Here is an 18,581-nt window from a genome sequence, read left to right as displayed (position 1 = left end):
GAAGATATGGATACAAGAGTAGCAGTAATTTCAATTATTGTAGAGAATCCGGATGCGATCGAGACACTTAATCATCTGCTTCATGAGGCAGGGCAGTATATCATCGGACGGATGGGAATCCCATACAGAGAGAAAAAGATTAATATCATCAGTATCGCAATAGATGCACCGCAGGACGTGATCAGCACATTGTCCGGTAAGATCGGGCGCTTAAGCGGCGTGTCTACGAAGACCGCGTATTCGAATATCATTACGAAAGCAGGGGAGCAGCATGATTAAGATAGCAGTATATGGAAAAGGCGGAATCGGTAAATCTACAACCGTTTCCAATGTGGCAGCGGTTCTGGCTGGAAGAGGCCTTAAGGTTATGCAGATCGGCTGTGATCCGAAGGCTGATTCGACGGTGGCGTTAAGGCATGGAGAAGAGATGACGACAGTACTGGATCTTTACCGGGAGAAGAAGCAGGGACTGGAGCTTAAGGACATGGTAAGAACCGGTTATCAGGGTGTCATCTGTGTGGAAGCAGGCGGACCGACACCGGGACTTGGCTGTGCCGGAAGAGGAATTATCACAGCGCTTGAAAAGCTGAAAGAAACGGGTGCATATGAGGTGTATAAGCCCGATGTTGTGTTATACGATGTGCTTGGTGATGTGGTGTGTGGTGGTTTTTCGATGCCGATGCGGAAAGGTTACGCAGATAAAGTATTTATCATAACATCCGGGGAAAATATGGCGATCCATGCAGGGGCGAATATCGCAATGGCGGTAGAGAATTTTAAAAACCGCGGATATGCATCTCTTGGAGGTATTATTTTAAACCGTAGAAATGTAGCGAGAGAAGAAGAAAAGGTACAGGAACTGGCAGAAGATTTCCACACGCAGGTAATCGGAACGCTCTCGCGCAGCGATCTGGTAGCAGAAGCAGAGGAACAGGGAAAGACTCTGATGGAAAGCTTTCCGGAAAGTGAGATGGCAGAAGAGTACCGTAAGCTTGCAGATGCAATCATGGAAGTCTGCATGGAGGAAAAGTGATGTTAAAAAGAGTGGGAAAATCAGGACTTGAGTTTAACTCACCGGCACATGGCAACTGGAATATTGTACACACTGGCATGCTTCTCCCGGAAGCAAGACAGATCTATGTCTGTGCAGACAATTGTATGCGTGGAGTTGTCCTGACAGCAGCGGAGATGAATGCAGCAGACAGATTCTCCTTTGTGATCGTAGAAGAAGAGAACCTGTTAAATGGCAATCTTGAAGATGTCACAATCGAAGGTGTTACAGATGTGCTGCAAAAACTGGATGAAAGACCGAAGGCGGTGCTGTTATTTACCGTGTGTCTGCATCATTTTCTGGGATGCGATCTGGAACGTGTATATGAAGAACTGGAAGAGAGATTCCCGGATATTGTATTCATCCGGTGTTATATGGATCCGATTATGCAAAAGCACGGACTGACACCGGACCAGAAACTTAGAAAAGCAATCTATGATCCCCTTCCGGTTAAAGAGGCAGACCCGGATGTGGTGACACTTCTTGGCAGTGACTTTGCACTGGATGAGACAAGTGATATCAAGCGATTGTTAAGGATGAACGGAATGGAACTAAGAGAACTTCCGGAGTGCAGAACATGGAAAGACTACGAACGACTTTCTGACGGGAATATATTTATAGCATGCTATCCACCTGGGAAATACGGCATGGAGATGCAGGCAGAAAGGATTGGGAGAAAGGGGCTTTATCTTCCGGGAAACTTTGATTATGAAGAAATCGGGGAGCAGCTTAAGAAGCTGGGAGATATCATAGAAGATTCACAAAAGGGATTGTGGAACATAACGGAACAGAAAATGTTGGATATAGAGAAGGAAATCGCAACATGTGAGTCTGCGCTGTGTGAGGCGGGAAAGATAATTGGCGATATACCGGTCATGATCGATCACACATTTCACCCAAGACCACTTGGCCTTGCAAAATTACTGCTCACACATGGATTCCATGTGACCAGGATTTATCTGGACGCAGTCAGCCCGGAAGAAAAGGAAGTGGCAGAATGGCTGCAAAAAGAATATCCGGATCTTGCATATGAACCAACAATCCAGCCAGAGATGCGTATGCGTCCGAGAAATGAGGAAAATGTCCTTGCAATCGGCCAGAAAGCTGCGTGGTTCACCGGAAGCAGACATTTTGTTAATCTGGTACAGGGAGCAGGACTATATGGATATGACGGCATCCGGAGAACAGCAGAACTTATGATAGAAGCCTGGCAGGAAGAAAAAGATCCGGAAGATCTGATTATACGGAAAGGATGGGGGTGCGAAAGCTGCATATGAGACAGAGTTATAAAATTATACCAATCTATACAGCAGATGTATCCGGAGTCTGTTCTGCGCTATACGAGCTTGGCGGAATGACTGTGATGCATGATCCGTCCGGATGTAATTCTACTTATAACACGCACGATGAGATCCGCTGGTACGATCAGGACAGCATGATCTTCATATCAGGACTTACCGAGATTGATGCGGTAATGGGGAATGATGAAAAATTGATCCAGGACATCGAAGAAGCAGCGCAGGAGTTAAAGCCAAAGTTTATTGCACTGGCAGGTTCGCCGATACCATTTATGAATGGTACGGATTTTCCTGCAATTGCGGAGATATTGGAACAGGATCTTGGAATCCCGTCATTTTCCGTGCCGACCAATGGGATGCACGATTATGTATATGGAGCAGGAATGGCGCTGGCGGAGATAGCGAAGAGAATACCGGATGAAAAAGAGAGCATAAAAGATTTGAAGCCCGGATGTCAGTATAACAAAGGGGACAATGAGGAGAAGACGCTACAGGAAAGAAAGGTAGAAAAAAGAAATATACAAAAAAGAAATATACAAAAAATAAAGGTACAAAAAAGTGTCAATCTTCTTGGTGTAACACCATTGGACTTTGGACCGCAGGAGCATGTAGAAGCGATGAAGAAGAACCTGGAAGACGCGGGATGGAAGGTTGTATCCGTCTGGGCAATGGGGAATACACTGGAAGATCTTAACCGGGCGCCGGAGGCAGAAGTTAATCTGGTCGTATCTTCGACAGGACTTCGTGCGGCAGAAGTATTAAAAGACCGGTTTGGAATTCCGTATGTGATCGGAACACCGATAAAAGGATTTATGGGGCGGCTGACGGAAGCGTTAGAGAAAAAGATCAAGGTGGCATATCTTGAGGAAGAACAGGAAACATATTATCATCATAGATTGAAAAGAACGTGCAGCAATGAAAAAGAAGTGGTACTGATCGGAGAACCTGTGACTATGGGATCCCTTGCGGCTGCGATAGAATCAAAGTATGGAATAGCAGCAAAAGTCATCTGCCCGCTTCAGGAGACAGAAGGTCTGCTTGCACCATGGGATGAAAAGGTGCGTGGAGAAGAAGAGATGGAGAAGGCTTTAAAGAATGCGGATATCATTGTGGCAGATCCATTATACCGTCCGGTCTGTCCGAAAGATGCGAAATTCTATGAACTGCCACATATAGCATTCTCCGGCCGGATATATAAGAAGCACCTGCCGGTGCTGGCGGACATAGTCTAGAGCCTGTTTTTTGAAAATAGTTTATAGGTAAATATTTACAAAAATATGAGAAATGTAAACGTATGTTCGAAAAAAGGTGTTGAGTGATATATGGTTTTATGATACAATTTATAACATGTTAAAAATTTAGGAGGATTATCTCATGGGACATTTTTATTTTGCAAGACACGGACAGACCGTATGGAATGTAGAGAATAAGATCTGTGGTGCTACCGATATAGAACTGACAGAACTTGGCCATCAGCAGGCTGAAGAACTTGGAAAGGCAATTCTTGAACAGGGAATCAAGATTGATGAAATCATCTATTCACCACTGATCCGTGCAAAAGAGACAGCCAGACATGTATCTGAGATTACAGGAATCCCGATGAGGGAAGAGATGCGCCTGAAAGAACAGAACTTTGGAAAATACGAAGGAACACCCAGAAACGGAGAAGAATTCCAGAAAGCCAAGACGAATTTTGTAAATTCATATGAAGGCGGAGAATCGATGTTAAAATTATGCCACCGCATTTATAATCTTCTGGATGATATCAAAAAAGAATCCGATGAGAAGACATATCTTCTTGTAGCGCATAACGGAATCTCAAGAGCAATCCAGTCATATTTTTGTGACATGACGAATGAAGAATTTGCAAAATTCGGAATTAAAAACTGTGAGATCCGCAAATTTGAATTTTAACAAAATAAGGAATGTTCCTTCCGTTGCTAAAGAGTGTTTGAAAAACAGAATATAAACAATAAAAAATCCACCGTACTTAATAATTTTTTAAATACGATGGATTTTTATGATATCTCATCCAATGGACTATACCTCTTTCTTTCTTCGATTTCTTTTTTTCATTTGATAATGAATGTTGATTTTACGTTCCTGGTGGTTTGTCCTCCTTATTCTTTATTAGACTCTTTTCAGTTTAGCTTGTCCTCTGCATTGGACTGTACCTCTTTCTTTAGATTTTAATGAAAGTTTTAACTGATTGGTGGTCCGTCCTCCTTTTCTTTTGTTGATATTATAATATCGCACGAAAGGCAAAATGTCAATAGGTTTTCTGAAAAAAATATATAAAAATATAAATTGTTAAACAATTCTGAAAAGATAAATCCCATCGATAAATTCTTTGATAAAAGGTAATGCGGCACCAATCCCAACTGTATCCCCCAGACATTTTCCCTGAATGATATAGGAAGTATCGTCATCAAAGGTGGAACGTTCCGATACATATTTTTTAATCAATGTCAGATCTTCCTCTGTAAAGTAAGGCGTTACATGACCGCCAAGAATTACCGTATGTTCGAGAACCATATGCAGGTTGTTGATCAGAATGGCAAGGTGTCGCAGGTATTCATCCCATTTTGAGACGCAGACGGGATCGCCTTCGGCTTTGTGAGAGAAAAAGTCATCCAGATTATCATAATACGTAAGGAGTGAATTGGCAGAACAATAACACTCTGCACAGCCCTTATGACCACAATAGCAGTCAATTCCATCCGGAACCAGAGTCAGATGTTCAAAGGTGCCACTTTTTCCGGTGTGCCCGGTGAGAAGCTGTCCGTCGACAATAATGGCGCCTCCCAGATGATAGCTGAGGGAGATATAAGTAGCATCTTTGATATCCGGATTTTCCCACAATTCACTATTGCAGGCACATTCAGCATCATGGATGAATCTACATGGAACGGAAAATGCATCGGCAAATGTCCGGATTGAAAAACCGGTACAGTCAAGGATCTTGCCATAGGTAAATTCCGAACCATCCGGAGAGATGAGTCCCTGTACACCAAGACCGATTCCAAGAATGGTCTCTTCTTTATAATGATTCATTTTCAAAAAGGATTGAACCGTGTCTTTTAATTTTGAAAGATAATGGCCGGTTGGCTCAAATGCGATAGAAAGCGTTTCTTTGGCAATGATCTTCCCATATAGGTTCACTGCGAGGATGTTAGCTTTATCCGGAAGCAGTTCAATTCCTATTGCGATATGTGCATCGGAGATGACCTGATATGCAGTTGCGCGGCGGCCGACAGAAGAGGATAGACGGCCACATTTTTCAATCAGCTGTAATCCCTCCAGTGTTGTCAGATGCTGCGAGACGGTAGGGAGACTTACCGAAAGTGCAGTTGCGATCTCCTGCTTGGAACAGGATGGATTCTGATATATATAATGATAGACATCTGACAAATTCTTTTTCTTTATATCTGTTAATGAAAATTGTTCCATAAAATCACCCGTTTTTCTGAAATATAATATAGGCATTTTATATACCTGGGAGTTTAATAGCAGCGGCGTCTTCCATATAGAATGGCGTATCACCCCATTTGATTCCGAGAGTATATATTTTATAAAATTTTCTGCCTATATTTTATAAAATTGTTTAATAAAATTATTATACAAGTTATTTGCCCAGATGAAAAGGAGATTAGTACTGGAAAAAGTATACAAAAATAAAGAGGCAATCTTGTATGGTTTTACGACTTGTAATTTTGTCCCAAAGAAGCTATTATGTAAATGCATTAAATAAAACGATTTTATAAAATTAAAACATAAAATTATTTCTAACCAAAATACAAAAAAGAAAGTGAGGAAACAAAAATGGGAATCATTGAAAAAATGAGACTGGATGGAAAAAAAGGTTTCGTAACTGGTGCAGCAAGAGGAATTGGTAAATGCACAGCTACAGCATTTGCAGAGGCAGGAGCTGACGTAGCAATCGTAGACCTTGACATCGAAGAAGCAAAGAAGACAGCAAAAGAACTTGCTGAAAAGACAGGAAGAAAGGTTATCGCAATCCAGACAGACTGTACAAACAAAGAGCAGGTTGACGCAATGGTAAAACAGGTTGTTGAAGAACTTGGCGGACTGGACTTCTGCCACAACAACGCAGGAATCTGTATCAATGCTCCAGCAGAAGAGATGACATACGAGCAGTGGTTAAAAGTTATGAATATTAACCTGAACGGAATCTTCTTAACAGATATCGCAGCAGGAAAATATATGTTAGAGAATGGTGGCGGATCCATCATCAACACAGCTTCCATGTCAGCACATATCGTTAACGTACCACAGCCACAGTGTGCATACAATGCATCAAAAGCAGGTGTTATCCAGCTTACAAAATCACTTGCCATTGAATGGGCAAAACGTGGCGTACGTGTTAACAGCATCAGCCCAGGATACATCGGAACAGAATTAACACTGAACTCTCCAACACTGATTCCACTCATTGAGAAATGGAATGAGATGGCACCAATGGGAAGAATGGGTAAACCAGAAGAACTGGAAGCTATCTGCGTATACCTTGCAGGAGACGCAAGCTCATTTACAACAGGATCTGATATCGTAGTTGACGGAGCATTTACATGCTTCTAAGTTACGGAGTGTCTGAGGAAAACTGCGGATAGCAGGGAACACAGGAGAAAGATCTGAAAAAAGAGGTCACAGGCAGTGGGAATAACTGTCTGAATATATGGAAAATGCATAGGGAAGTTTGTCTTTTGGCAGGCTTCCTTATATTAAACCAAAAATTGGATGATTTTGTCAGAAAGGAATGCTTTTATGGGTGCAAAAGAATTAATTATCGAAGGTAAAACAGCGCTTGGAATCGAGCTTGGCTCAACAAGAATCAAAGGGGTACTGATCGACTATCAGGGAAATGTACTTGCAGTCGGAATACATGACTGGGAGAACTCGTTTATAGATAATATCTGGACATACAGTCTGGAAGAGATCCATACAGGTGTGCGTGATTGCTATAGTTCCCTTAGAAAAGTAGTAGAAGATACATATGGGGTTACACTTAAGAAGATTGGTTCGATTGGAGTCAGTGCTATGATGCATGGATACATGGCACTCGATAAAGATGGAAAACAGATCGCACCATTCCAGACATGGAGAAATACGAATACACAGCAGGCAGCAGACGAACTGACAGAGTTATTCAACTTTAATATTCCGCTCCGCTGGACGGTTGCACATCTGTATCAGAGAATTCTGGACGGAGAAAAGCATGTAGAGAATCTGGATTATGTATCAACACTGAGTGGATATATTCACTGGAAGCTGACAGGAGAAAGAGTGATCGGTGTCGGTGATGCAGCAGGTATGTTCCCGATTGATTCGGATACGATTGATTACGATGCAGGCATGAAAGAAAAATTCGATAACCTGATCAAACCATATGGCTACAGCTGGAAGTTAGAAGATATTTTCCCGAAGGTACTGGCAGCAGGTGAGAATGCAGGCTATCTGACAGAAGAAGGAGCAGCGTTCTTAGATGAGACCGGCAATCTGGAGGCAGGTATCATGATGTGTCCGCCGGAAGGAGATGCCGGAACCGGAATGACAGCTACGAATTCGGTAGCACCAAGAACAGGTAATGTATCAGCAGGAACCAGTACATTTGCCATGATCGTTCTGGAAAAACAGCTTAGCAAAGTATACCGTGAGATCGATATGGTTACTACGCCAACAGGATTCCCTTGTGCAATGTCTCATGCAAATAATGGTACATCCGACCTGAATGCATGGATTGGAATCTTCGGTGAGTTTGCAAAACTGATGGGAATGGATGCAAGTACGGGAGACCTGTTCCAGAAATTATATACAAAATCCTTAGAAGGAGATCCGGACTGCGGAGGACTTCTGGCATATGGATATTATTCAGGAGAGAATATTACCATGCTGAATGAAGGCCGGTTAGCATTCCTTAGAACTGCAGAGAGCAAATTCAACCTTGCAAACTTCATGAAGGTAAATCTGTATACTTCACTTGGAGCAGTTAAGATGGGACTGGATATCCTGATGGATGATGAGAAAGTAAAAGTAGAAAAGATCATGGGACACGGTGGATTCTTCAAGACCAAAGGTGTCGGACAGAGATATCTGGCAGCAGCGGTAGGAGCACCGGTTACGGTTATGGATACTGCAAGTGAAGGTGGTGCATGGGGAATTGCACTTCTGGCAGCATATCTGGCAGATAAAAAAGACGGAGAAAAGCTGGAAGACTTCCTGGATAACAGAATTTTTAAAGAATTATCCGGTGAGACGATTGAGCCTACGAAAGAAGAGATTGATGGATTTAATGTATTCATGGATCATTATAAAGCGGGACTTGAGATTGAGAAGAGCGCAATCGAACATATGAAATGGTAGAATTCTGCATAAAAATGTGGACAAAAAAACTGATTTTTTTGGTGAATCTTAATCTGCTTTAGGTGTTATAATGCAACTGTAACAAAGGAAACCTACTTAACAAAACCTCTTTGTAGCATTGGAACCACAAAGCGAAGGCTGCTAAGCATCAGATTTTTGGAGGAAAAGATAAATGAATACTTTAAAAGCTGAAAAAAGAAGCATGGACATCAAAGCAAAGAAATTAAGAAGAGAAGGTTACGTTACTGGTAATGTCTTCGGAAGAGAGATGAAAGAATCTATTCCGGTTAAGATGGAAAAAGCAACCGTTGACCGTTTACTGAAGACCTGCCACAAAGGTAGTCAGGTAATGCTGGACATCGAAGGTGAGAAGATGAATGTTCTGATCAAAGATGTCGAGTTCAATCCATTAAAAGGTCAGGTAGATGAGATAGACTTCCAGGCACTGGTAAGCAATGAAAAAGTACATTCCGTAGCAGAGATTGTTCTGGTCGGACATGAAAAGGCTGCAGGTGGTGTATTAGAGCAGTTACTGGAAGAAGTACAGTTCAAGGCATATCCGTCAGCATTGGTTGATAAGGTAGAAGTTGATGTAAGTAACATGAAAGTCGGCGATTCTATCAAGGTAAAAGATCTTACACTTGCAAGTGACAAAGACGTAGATATCATGACAGATCCAGAGACTACAGTCGTTACATTACAGTATGTACACAACAACATACCAGATGATGATGCAGATGCTGAGAGTGCAGAAGCAGCAGAATAAACAAAAGATAAAATTTATGAAAATACAGAAAAACCCGGATATCACCGTATGGATGTCCGGGTTTTTCTGTTATACTACAGCTACAGAACTTGTTCATAAGAACATCTAAATATAAAATACGAGGTGAGTGTATGGCAAAAGAACAGCTTGCAGTGATTGAAATGATAACCGGTATGATCCTTGGAAAAACAGAAGGAATAAGTAAGGTGGATTTTACACCCCAAAAAACCGTATGCCCGGATGTAATAAGAGCAGGAAAATATCTGGAAAATGTCGGAAATACTACCACTATGAATAAAATAACGGAATCTGCTCAGAAAACGGGAAATCATCTTCCGGGAAGAACACCGGAAAGCCAGGGAATCCATTCAGAACATCTAAGAAAACTGGTACAGGAACTGGCAGAATCACCAAATACAGATATGCACCATCTGATGATACTCAGACATGGAAATATAATCTGTGAAGTAGATTTCGCACCATATAGAAAAGGTATCTGGCATATCACACACTCCATGTGTAAAAGCATCACGGGCATGGCAATCGGCTTTCTGGTGGAGGAAGAAAAGCTAAAATTGTCGGAAAGCATTTACCAGATATTTCCGGATAAAGGAAGTCTGTGGACAAAGATGTTCCGTCCGGAGATCACGGTGGAAAACTTATTGAATATGACAAGCGGAGTAACATTTAATGAATCCGGAATCATATCAGGAAATGACTGGCTGGAAAGTTATCTGAACGCATCCGTAACGGAAAAACCAGGCACACAGTTTCAATATAACAGTCTGAATTCTTATGTACTTTCTGCAATTGTAACAGAGCGGACGGGAATGCCGATGGATGAATATTTAGAGCCAAGACTCTTTGGACCGCTTGGCATTCAGAATTATTTCTGGGAGAAATGCCCGAAAGGAATCACAAAAGGCGGCTGGGGCCTGTTTATGACGGCAGAAGATATGGCAAAACTGGGGCAGCTCTATCTGAATAAGGGAAAATGGAACGGTATCCAGATCATTCCGGAAAACTGGGTGGAGACATCTGTGACGAAGCAGATAGAGAGTATAGAAGGAACATACGGTTACGGCTATCAGCTATGGATGGAAGAACGTCCGGGAAGCTTTGAATATAACGGTATGCTTGGTCAGAATGTGATGGTATATCCAGATGCAGACATGGTGATCGTAACGAATGCAGGAAATGAAGAGCTATTCCAGAGTGGAAAAATGCTGGATATCATCCGGAAAAACTTCCCGGTGGGATGGATGCCGGAGGAGAGCCTCCCGGAAGATCCAGAAGAATATGGAAAACTGCAACATCTAATCTGGAAAATGGCAGACGACGGACAGCCGGTGAGACCGGGAAAAGCATGTCATAGAATCGGGAATAATAACTTGTCAATGGCAGAGTGCAGAGACAATAAAAGAAAAGGAGAGAGATTAAATATAAGGACACTGGATGTGGAAACGGATAGCAGAAGGGAAAGAGAAAGTGTAGGATTTACAAACGCAATGTCTGAAAATGCTTTTGCTATATCAGGATGTACAGGCATTAGAAGAGGTGGATGGAATCAGACCTTTATAAATAAAACGAAGGCACGAAAACCAGTTCAGACAATGCGCCGGATCACGAGAAAGGAACATCAGAATCCGTATTCAGAATCAGAGATTATGTTATATAACATTCAGAAAGAACTGGACGGGACCTGTTACCAGATGGAACAGGCAAGTGTAGGATTATTTCCGCTCGTTATGCAGGTGATGCACAACAATATGACGGATGGAATTGGAAAAATTGCTTTCCGTATAGATGAGGAGACGGGAGATTTTGTACTCTGTTTTCAGGAAGGGGATGAGTGGAAAGAGCTTCGGACCGGATGGGATAAATATATAGAAAATCATCTGACGATACACGAGGAGACTTATCTGGTTGCAGTAAAAGGAAAACTTTCTTCGGATGCCGATCATAATCCGGTGTTGATTGTTGAGATTGCTTATCTGGAAGAGGCGATGAGACGAAAGTTGTATATTACATTATATGAGGAAACAGGTGAATATACAGAGGATCCGGTTGAAAATATGGGAAATACAGATATTTCAGAGGAAGCAGGAAATGAGGATACGAAAAATAAGAAGAACGGTCTGTTTGGAAAGATTGAAGTCAGGTGGTATGAAACACCGGGCAAGGCTCTGATCATGGAAGGCATGGAATCCATCACGACAGAGGTTACCAAGTCTCCAATCTATACACGTATCAGGGAGAATGGAGGTATCCAGCTGCTCCACCGTCTGATTGAACAGACGATAGAGCCTATAGCAAAAGGGGAATTAATCGTGTAACTGAATGCGGATTATTGTTTATAAGTATTAAAGTAAGCGGAATACCTGCTCGACGGTTGCAACCATGTTGCTTCGTGCGTTGACAGGATCCATAGCTTCTGCAAGGGTAGATACACCTCTTAAGATTGGGAAGAATGCATCGATACCTTCTTTGTTGCATGCGGTTGCTTCTTTTGTAACGCTTCCGGCGAATGCGACTACTTTAGTATTGTATTTTTTTGCAAGCTTAGCAACTCCGACAGGAGCTTTTCCCATAGCAGTCTGGAAGTCCAGACGTCCTTCACCGGTTACGACAACGTCCGCACCGGAGAGTTCTTTTTCCAGTCCGACAGCATCTAAGATCAGTTCAATCCCAGGTGTCAGTGTTGCACCAACGTATGCGAGGAATGCATAGCCAAGTCCTCCGGCAGCACCGGCGCCTGGTGTATTGATATAATCATTTCCGAGAGTTTTAGATGTAATTTTGGCAAAATGTGCCATATCTTCATCTAACTGCTTCTTAATATCTTCTGTAACACCTTTTTGTGGTCCATAGACATAAGTTGAACCATTTTCACCACAGAGCGGGTTATTGACATCGCAGGCAACCTGGATGTGGCATTCTTTTAAAAGTGGGTTCATATCAGAAGTGTCAATTGTTGCAACTTTGGCTAAAGCCTGTCCGCCTTCACCTGCATCTTCGCCGTTAATATCCAGAAAACGTACTCCAAGTGCCTTTAACATACCGATACCACCGTCATTTGTAACACTTCCGCCGATACCAATGATGAAGTTCCGGCAGCCTCTTTCGATAGCATCGTTTATCATCTCGCCGACTCCGTAGCTGGTTGCAAGAAGAGGATTCTTCTCTTCGTCTGGAACCAGTGTGATACCTGCTGCAGATGCCATTTCCATAACAGCAGTGTCCGTATCTTTCAGATATCCATAATAAGCGTCTACAGGTGTATGCATCGGACCTGTAACAGTAAGATCAATACGTTCTCCGTTCATACCTTCGATTAATGCATCCGTTGTGCCTTCGCCACCATCTGCAAGTGGTTTTACGATAACTTCTGCATCCGGTTTTGCAGCAAGAACACCGTCTTTGATTGCAAGTCCGGCTTCCATAGAACTTAAGCTTCCCTTTAATGAATCAATTGCTACTACAACTTTCATGTGAGTAAACCTCCTGTATTTTCTATTTGTAAATCTGTTGTCTGGGTATAAGATTTTCCGTTTGTTGTTTTGTTGTAAAGAGTATAGCATATGCGAAATGAAAATAATATGTTACAAAAAACAAATAAATAGTTGAAAAATACATATATTATGTTTTGCGTAATGAAATAAACTTGCTGATATACATCTAATAATATAATAAAATCCCACCGGTATCAGGAAAGTATCAGATATAGCAAAACTATATAATACGGGTACTTAAATTTACCGGCGGGATGACAAGTTATTTCTTAAATATTTTTACAAGCCTTAAGCTGCAATGCAAGATAAAGAACCGCCCCATCCTTAAAGCTGCGGGGATTCAGTCCACAGATCCGGTGAATACGGTCAAGCTTATACTGCAGTGTGTTTTTATGAAGGAATAAGGCTTCACTGGTTTTGGACAAAGACTGATCGTGTTCAAAATAGCTCTGAAGGAGCGAGATGTCATTTTCATTTAATTTAGAAATAGTCTTTTGCAGGTATTCGTTTGTTGCGGTTTCCGGAAGCGACCCTAAAAGTATTTCCAGTGTGAGGTCATCAAAAAAGGCATAGTTAGAGCTGCTGTTTTTCAGAGAATTCAGTGCAATTCTGGCAGTATCATAAGACGGCGCCAGATGAAAAAGGTCACAAAGACGACCGACACCAAGACAGACAGAGGCACTGTGTTCCTTGCAGAAATGCGCCAGCTGCTCTAATGCGAATGACTGGTCGATGATCGCAACATAATCAGTAGGATACTGGAACATATATAATTTGACAGAGCTGTCTGAAAACATCCGGAGTATCTTTTCCTCAATAGAAGAGACCGTGACTGTGGAATGGTCTGACTTCATCTGTAAGATCAGAATGCGTTGCTTTTTAGCTGTGTCGATCTGAAATTCCTGGAGCAGATCATGGATATAATTCAGGTCATCCATTTTGGAAGATCCGGTAGTGAAAGAAGATGTATGGTCGGTTTTTCCATAAGCGGCTTCCCGTGATAAAAGCCAGGAGACCAGATAGGTACGTTTTTCGGATAATGTACGGGAAGCATTACCGATTTCCTGTTCGCGGATTAAAAGCTTCGTGATCTTTTCAGCCAGATAGGCAAACTTACGGACTTCATCCGGTGAGCCGCTGATTCCGATGACGGCAATGAAAAGTCCGTTATGTGTCACAGGAATATTCACTCCGGCACTGGTCCCCTCATAATGGTCGCTTTCTTTTACTTCAATGACACTTCCGGTATCGGCTGCTTTTTTCCCAATCTCGTGAAAAGTGCCGATACGGGAAGTGTTGGTGCTGGCGTATATTATTCCGTTTTTATTGATGAAGTTGATGTCGTGGCCGCAGACGTCGTGGACAGTGTCTACGATTTGTGTGGCAAGCTGCTTTCCAATATGTGTAATCATGTCTGTCTGCTTCCTCCTTAAAAATTCAGAGATTTATATAAATCTGTTACCATACAATTTCTATTTATTATAGCAAAGGAGTCATCAGGTTTAAAAGAAATCTATAATAAAAAAACTTAATATTTTAAAGTGAAATTATTTATTTTATTATTTATTCCTGCGGTGCTATACTTTAGTCAACGAAGAAAAGAAACGGAAATAACCGAAAGGAGAAAGACTCATGTATAGTATTGATTTGAACAGTGATATGGGGGAAAGCTTTGGCGCATATAAGATCGGAGGAGATGAAGAAATCATCAAATACGTAACCACTGCGAATGTTGCCTGTGGATGGCATGCAGGTGATCCAATGGTCATGGACAAGGTTGTGCGAATGGCAAAAGAAAGAGGCGTTATGGTAGGTGCACATCCTGGATACCCGGATATGATGGGATTCGGACGTAGAAAGATGGTTCTTTCTCATGACGAGATCAAGAATTATGTAAGATACCAGATTGGAGCTCTTGCAGCATTTACAAAGAGCTATGGCATGAAATTACAGCATGTGGCACCTCACGGGGCAATGGGTAATGCATGTCAGTATGATGAAGATATTGCAAGTGCAATCGTAGAAGCAATCTGCGAATATGATAAAGACCTGATCGTTTATTACTGTGCGGGAGCAGTTCTTGGAGATATCGCTGAGAGCAAGGGACTTCGTACAGCATCAGAGATCTTTGCAGACAGAGCATATATGGATGACCTTTCACTGGTTCCAAGAAAGATGGAAGGCTCTATGATCACAGATGAAGACATAGCGATCCAGAGATGTGTTAAGATGATCAAAGAAGGAAAAGTTACATCTATCAATGGAAAAGAATTGGATATCAAAGGTGATACACTCTGTGTTCACGGTGACGGACCGAAAGCACTGGCATTCGTTCAGAAGATCCGTGAGAAATTCACTGAAGAAGGTATAGAGATCAGACATTTATAATAAAAAAATATACAGATAATCATTTCTGGCAGGAGGAACAGATCATGGAATACAAAACAGCAAAAAGAATGGAATGCCTTCCATTCTCTGGAATCAGAGCAGTTATGGAAAAGGCAACAAAGATGCAGCAGGCAGGAGAAAAAGTGATCCATCTGGAGATTGGACGTCCGGACTTTGATACCCCGAAAAAAATCAAAGATGCAGCATACGAAAGCCTGAATGCGGGACATGTATTTTACACATCGAATTATGGAACTCCTGCACTTCGTAAGGAAATCGCAAAATGGGAAAATGAACATCATAATGTGAATTATGAAGCATCGGAAGTGCTTGTAACAGTTGGTGTCGGAGAAGCGACTTATGCATCCATGGCAGCATTTCTGGAAGAAGGAGATGAAGTGCTGGTTCCGAATCCGGTATGGCTTAACTATATTCATGTGCCGTCTTCACTGGGAGCAACACCGGTTACTTACAGCCTGAAAGAAGAAAATGATTATCAGATAGAGTTTGAAGAGCTGGAATCTAAGATTACTGAGAGAACGAAGATGATCGTAGTAGTCAATCCAAGCAATCCGACGGGAGGTATTTTCTCAAGAAAAACACTTGAAAAGTTAAGTGAAATCGCAATCCGTAATGACCTTCTGGTTGTATCGGATGAGATTTACAGCCAGCTGGTATATGATGGTGCGGAACATGTCAGCATTGCGTCTATCCCGGGAATGAAAGAGAGAACCATTACACTGGGAGGCTTCTCAAAAGCGTATTCTATGACCGGGTGGCGTCTGGGATATATGTGTGCACCGGAAGGAATTATCTCTGCATGTGTCAGAGTACATCAGTACACCATCACATGTGCTTCGTCATTTGTACAGGATGCAGCGATTGTTGCTCTGAATGAATGTGCAGATGAAGTAGAAGAGATGAGACAGGAGTATCAGAGAAGAAAAGACTTCATGGTAAAAGCGCTGAATGACATCGATGGTATCAGCTGTAATAATCCGCAGGGAGCATTCTATATCTTTGTAAATATTAAGAGTCTTGGAATGACTTCTATGGAAGTTGCAGAATATCTGCTGGAGCATGCGAAAGTAGCACTGGTTCCAGGTTCGGCATTTGGTTCAGAAGGTGAGGGTTATCTTAGAATTTCTTATGCATGTAGCTATGAAGACCTTCAGGAAGCAGCTGCAAGAATCAAAGAAGCAGTAAAAGAATTGAAAGAAAAATAAAAATTCATTATATAAAATCAGATTATAAATAACGCTATCTAATTAATATTTGTATCATTGCTTAAATGAGAAGGGGAGTATCTGCAGGTCAGATGCTCCCCTTCTCGTTGTGATATCAAAGTATGCAGGTATTTATTATTTTCCGCCCCAGAATTCACCGACCGGAATGTCTGGTTTTTCCGCCTGAAGAAATTCTTCCAGTATATCCTCAAAGAATTCCACCGCATGCTTGCTGGTGACTTTGGGATATTTGTGTTTGATCTTATAACAGATACGGTTTGGTGCGGGATTCTTAAGTTCGCTTACATATACTTTACGGTAACGTGCGAGTTCGCAGATGACGGATTCAGGTGCGATCATCCATGTATCGGCATCTTTCCAGAGACGGTCAAGTAAAGTAATCGTATCAGCGGAAATACGCGGTCTGGATACGGAAGAAAGCCAGCGGTCATGCCAGATCTGGAAGTTATCATCCCAGCTTAAGAACAGTTCTTTGGTTGAGTCCAGCTCATCTGTATGAACCAGAGGTTTTTCAACGGAAGGATGTTCTGATTGTACCAGATAAAGCTTTTCTTCGAATAATTTTTCAGAAATAATATTCTTATAATGAAGCTGATGATATACAAAACCGATATCGATATTATGTTCACTGAGCATGCCATATAATTCAGAAGAATGATGGGATTGTATATTCAGATCCAGGTGAGGATGTTCTTCAAAAATCTTGTCATACAGAGGAACAAATACAGCAATATTCAGACTGTCGGTACAGCCGATATTAAGAAGCAGCTGTTCCTGGTTATGCTGCAATTCAAGTGTTTCTTTCCAAAGGGACATCCAGCGTTCGGCGAGGATAATAAAGTCCATCCCCTTTGGGGTGAGCTCTACCTGTTTGTGTCCTTTATTACGGATGACCAGGGAAAACCCCAGTTCGTTTTCAAGTGAGTTCAGACGATGGCTTACCGTAGGCTGGGAAAGAAACAAAAGATCTGCGGTTTTTGTAATACTCTTCGTGTTAACGATCGTTAAAAATGTCTCGATTTCTGCGAGATTCATGCTATTCCTCCTGTTTTAAAAGTTATTCATTTTAGCCATTTCATATTGGTTTCGAATATAAAAGTTGTCTATATTATACAGAGAAATTATTCGTTTTTCAATCATAAACTTGTGTGCTATCATGAAATCAGATTAAAGGAAAAGAGGTTTTAATATGTCAGCAGGATGTAGAATCAGAAGGAACTTTGAAAGACCGGCAAAGGAGTTAGTTGAGGCATTCCGTGGAATCCCGGTTGCTAATATTGACGATAATTGTGGAAGAATTGCAGCGGTAGATGCAAGTATTTTCCCACTGAATCCAAAGGCCCGTCTTCTTGGGACGGCATTCACAGTAAACGCACCGGCAGGAGATAACCTTCTGTTCCATGCAGCACTTGATATGGCACAGCCTGGAGACGTTATTGTACTTGCAAATAAAGGAAGTATGAGCCGTGCACTTTGCGGTGAGATTATGAGTAACTATGCTAAGAAGAGAGGGCTGGCAGGCATCATCATTGATGGATGTGTACGTGACAGCTATACACTCAGCCAGATGGATTTTCCTGTATATGCAAAAGGAATCACACCGAACGGACCATATAAGAACGGTCCTGGAGAGATGAATTTCCCTGTATCATTTGGTGGAATTATTATCAATCCTGGTGATATCCTTGTAGGAGATTCAGATGGACTGATCGCAATTGACCCGGCAAATGCCGAAGAGCTTGCAAAGATTGCAAAAGCTTATCACGAAGGTGAAGAAAAGCAGTTAGATGGAATTATAAATCGTGGTGAATGGCCACGCCCATGGGTACAGGATTCTTTGAAAAAAGTAGGATTTGAATTCGTGGATTAGTCAGTAACCGTATATTCTGCAGATAGATATATTATAATGAATCTAAAGTAGAAAGATAAAAATGATAT

At 41.8% G+C, this 18,581-nt stretch carries 16 protein-coding genes; 12 read left to right on the top strand and 4 right to left on the bottom strand.

Translation table 11 applies throughout. The features are described 5' to 3' along the window. Nucleotides 1-6: 6 nt before the first annotated feature. The 5 genes from ACWJAF_RS06115 to ACWJAF_RS06095 all read left to right on the top strand — a co-directional run bounded on the left by ACWJAF_RS06115 (nucleotide 7) and on the right by ACWJAF_RS06095 (nucleotide 4,263). Nucleotides 7-279 carry a TM1266 family iron-only hydrogenase system putative regulator gene (locus tag ACWJAF_RS06115; protein WP_296032365.1) on the top strand — a complete coding sequence of 91 codons (273 nt, stop codon included), beginning with the start codon at nucleotides 7-9 and terminating at the stop codon, nucleotides 277-279. Continuing rightward, on the top strand, nucleotides 272-1,033 hold the full coding sequence (locus ACWJAF_RS06110) for a nitrogenase iron protein NifH (RefSeq protein ID WP_296032363.1): 762 nt from the start codon (nucleotides 272-274) through the stop codon (nucleotides 1,031-1,033). The genes ACWJAF_RS06115 and ACWJAF_RS06110 overlap by 8 nt, the downstream gene beginning before the upstream one ends. Next, nucleotides 1,033-2,328: a nitrogenase component 1 gene (locus tag ACWJAF_RS06105; protein ID WP_296032361.1), complete on the top strand. Its 1,296-nt coding sequence runs from the start codon at nucleotides 1,033-1,035 to the stop codon at nucleotides 2,326-2,328. Before ACWJAF_RS06110 ends, ACWJAF_RS06105 begins: the two co-directional genes overlap by 1 nt. After that, the gene (locus ACWJAF_RS06100; RefSeq protein ID WP_448862868.1) at nucleotides 2,325-3,581 is read left to right on the top strand and encodes a nitrogenase component 1; all 1,257 of its coding nucleotides are present in this window, start codon (nucleotides 2,325-2,327) and stop codon (nucleotides 3,579-3,581) included. Before ACWJAF_RS06105 ends, ACWJAF_RS06100 begins: the two co-directional genes overlap by 4 nt. Before the next feature lie 142 nt (nucleotides 3,582-3,723). Beyond that, a complete protein-coding gene (locus ACWJAF_RS06095) occupies nucleotides 3,724-4,263 on the top strand; it encodes a histidine phosphatase family protein (RefSeq protein WP_296032358.1) in 540 nt (179 codons plus the stop codon). Between the two features lie 396 nt (nucleotides 4,264-4,659). Here the strand turns inward: ACWJAF_RS06095 and ACWJAF_RS06090 are convergent, their stop codons facing one another. Continuing rightward, a complete protein-coding gene (locus ACWJAF_RS06090) occupies nucleotides 4,660-5,799 on the bottom strand; it encodes an ROK family protein (protein ID WP_448862866.1) in 1,140 nt (379 codons plus the stop codon). A 372-nt stretch (nucleotides 5,800-6,171) separates the two neighbouring features. On the opposite strand from ACWJAF_RS06090, the gene ACWJAF_RS06085 reads away from it, so the two are divergent. The 4 genes from ACWJAF_RS06085 to ACWJAF_RS06070 all read left to right on the top strand — a co-directional run bounded on the left by ACWJAF_RS06085 (nucleotide 6,172) and on the right by ACWJAF_RS06070 (nucleotide 11,832). Beyond that, nucleotides 6,172-6,948: an SDR family oxidoreductase gene (locus tag ACWJAF_RS06085; RefSeq protein ID WP_296032356.1), complete on the top strand. Its 777-nt coding sequence runs from the start codon at nucleotides 6,172-6,174 to the stop codon at nucleotides 6,946-6,948. Between the two features lie 186 nt (nucleotides 6,949-7,134). Beyond that, on the top strand, nucleotides 7,135-8,730 hold the full coding sequence (locus ACWJAF_RS06080) for a xylulokinase (protein WP_448862861.1): 1,596 nt from the start codon (nucleotides 7,135-7,137) through the stop codon (nucleotides 8,728-8,730). Nucleotides 8,731-8,902: 172 nt separating this feature from the next. Then, nucleotides 8,903-9,496 carry a 50S ribosomal protein L25 gene (locus ACWJAF_RS06075; protein ID WP_448862859.1) on the top strand — a complete coding sequence of 198 codons (594 nt, stop codon included), beginning with the start codon at nucleotides 8,903-8,905 and terminating at the stop codon, nucleotides 9,494-9,496. Between the two features lie 131 nt (nucleotides 9,497-9,627). Continuing rightward, a complete protein-coding gene (locus ACWJAF_RS06070) occupies nucleotides 9,628-11,832 on the top strand; it encodes a serine hydrolase domain-containing protein (RefSeq protein WP_448862857.1) in 2,205 nt (734 codons plus the stop codon). Between the two features lie 27 nt (nucleotides 11,833-11,859). On the opposite strand, the gene ACWJAF_RS06065 is transcribed toward ACWJAF_RS06070, so the two are convergent. Then, nucleotides 11,860-12,987 carry a glycerate kinase family protein gene (locus ACWJAF_RS06065; protein WP_448862855.1) on the bottom strand — a complete coding sequence of 376 codons (1,128 nt, stop codon included), beginning with the start codon at nucleotides 12,985-12,987 and terminating at the stop codon, nucleotides 11,860-11,862. A gap of 290 nt (nucleotides 12,988-13,277) precedes the next feature. Next, nucleotides 13,278-14,420 carry a CdaR family transcriptional regulator gene (locus tag ACWJAF_RS06060; RefSeq protein ID WP_448862853.1) on the bottom strand — a complete coding sequence of 381 codons (1,143 nt, stop codon included), beginning with the start codon at nucleotides 14,418-14,420 and terminating at the stop codon, nucleotides 13,278-13,280. 220 nt (nucleotides 14,421-14,640) lie between these two features. Between ACWJAF_RS06060 and ACWJAF_RS06055 the strand changes: the two genes are divergently transcribed. Both ACWJAF_RS06055 and ACWJAF_RS06050 read left to right on the top strand, forming a co-directional pair. Further along, entirely contained in the window at nucleotides 14,641-15,396 is a 756-nt protein-coding gene (locus ACWJAF_RS06055) for a LamB/YcsF family protein (RefSeq protein ID WP_296033381.1), read from the top strand. A 44-nt stretch (nucleotides 15,397-15,440) separates the two neighbouring features. Beyond that, on the top strand, nucleotides 15,441-16,622 hold the full coding sequence (locus ACWJAF_RS06050; protein ID WP_448862851.1) for a pyridoxal phosphate-dependent aminotransferase: 1,182 nt from the start codon (nucleotides 15,441-15,443) through the stop codon (nucleotides 16,620-16,622). Between the two features lie 135 nt (nucleotides 16,623-16,757). Here the strand turns inward: ACWJAF_RS06050 and ACWJAF_RS06045 are convergent, their stop codons facing one another. Continuing rightward, on the bottom strand, nucleotides 16,758-17,678 hold the full coding sequence (locus ACWJAF_RS06045; RefSeq protein ID WP_448862849.1) for a LysR family transcriptional regulator: 921 nt from the start codon (nucleotides 17,676-17,678) through the stop codon (nucleotides 16,758-16,760). Between the two features lie 154 nt (nucleotides 17,679-17,832). Between ACWJAF_RS06045 and ACWJAF_RS06040 the strand changes: the two genes are divergently transcribed. After that, nucleotides 17,833-18,513, top strand: coding sequence for an RraA family protein (locus ACWJAF_RS06040; RefSeq protein ID WP_448862847.1), 681 nt, complete (start codon nucleotides 17,833-17,835; stop codon nucleotides 18,511-18,513). Nucleotides 18,514-18,581: the final 68 nt, after the last annotated feature.

This window comes from Dorea sp. (genome assembly GCF_977044405.1).
The sequence above is the reverse complement of the archived record's forward strand: the minus strand, read 5'-3'. Positions and strand labels throughout refer to the sequence as shown.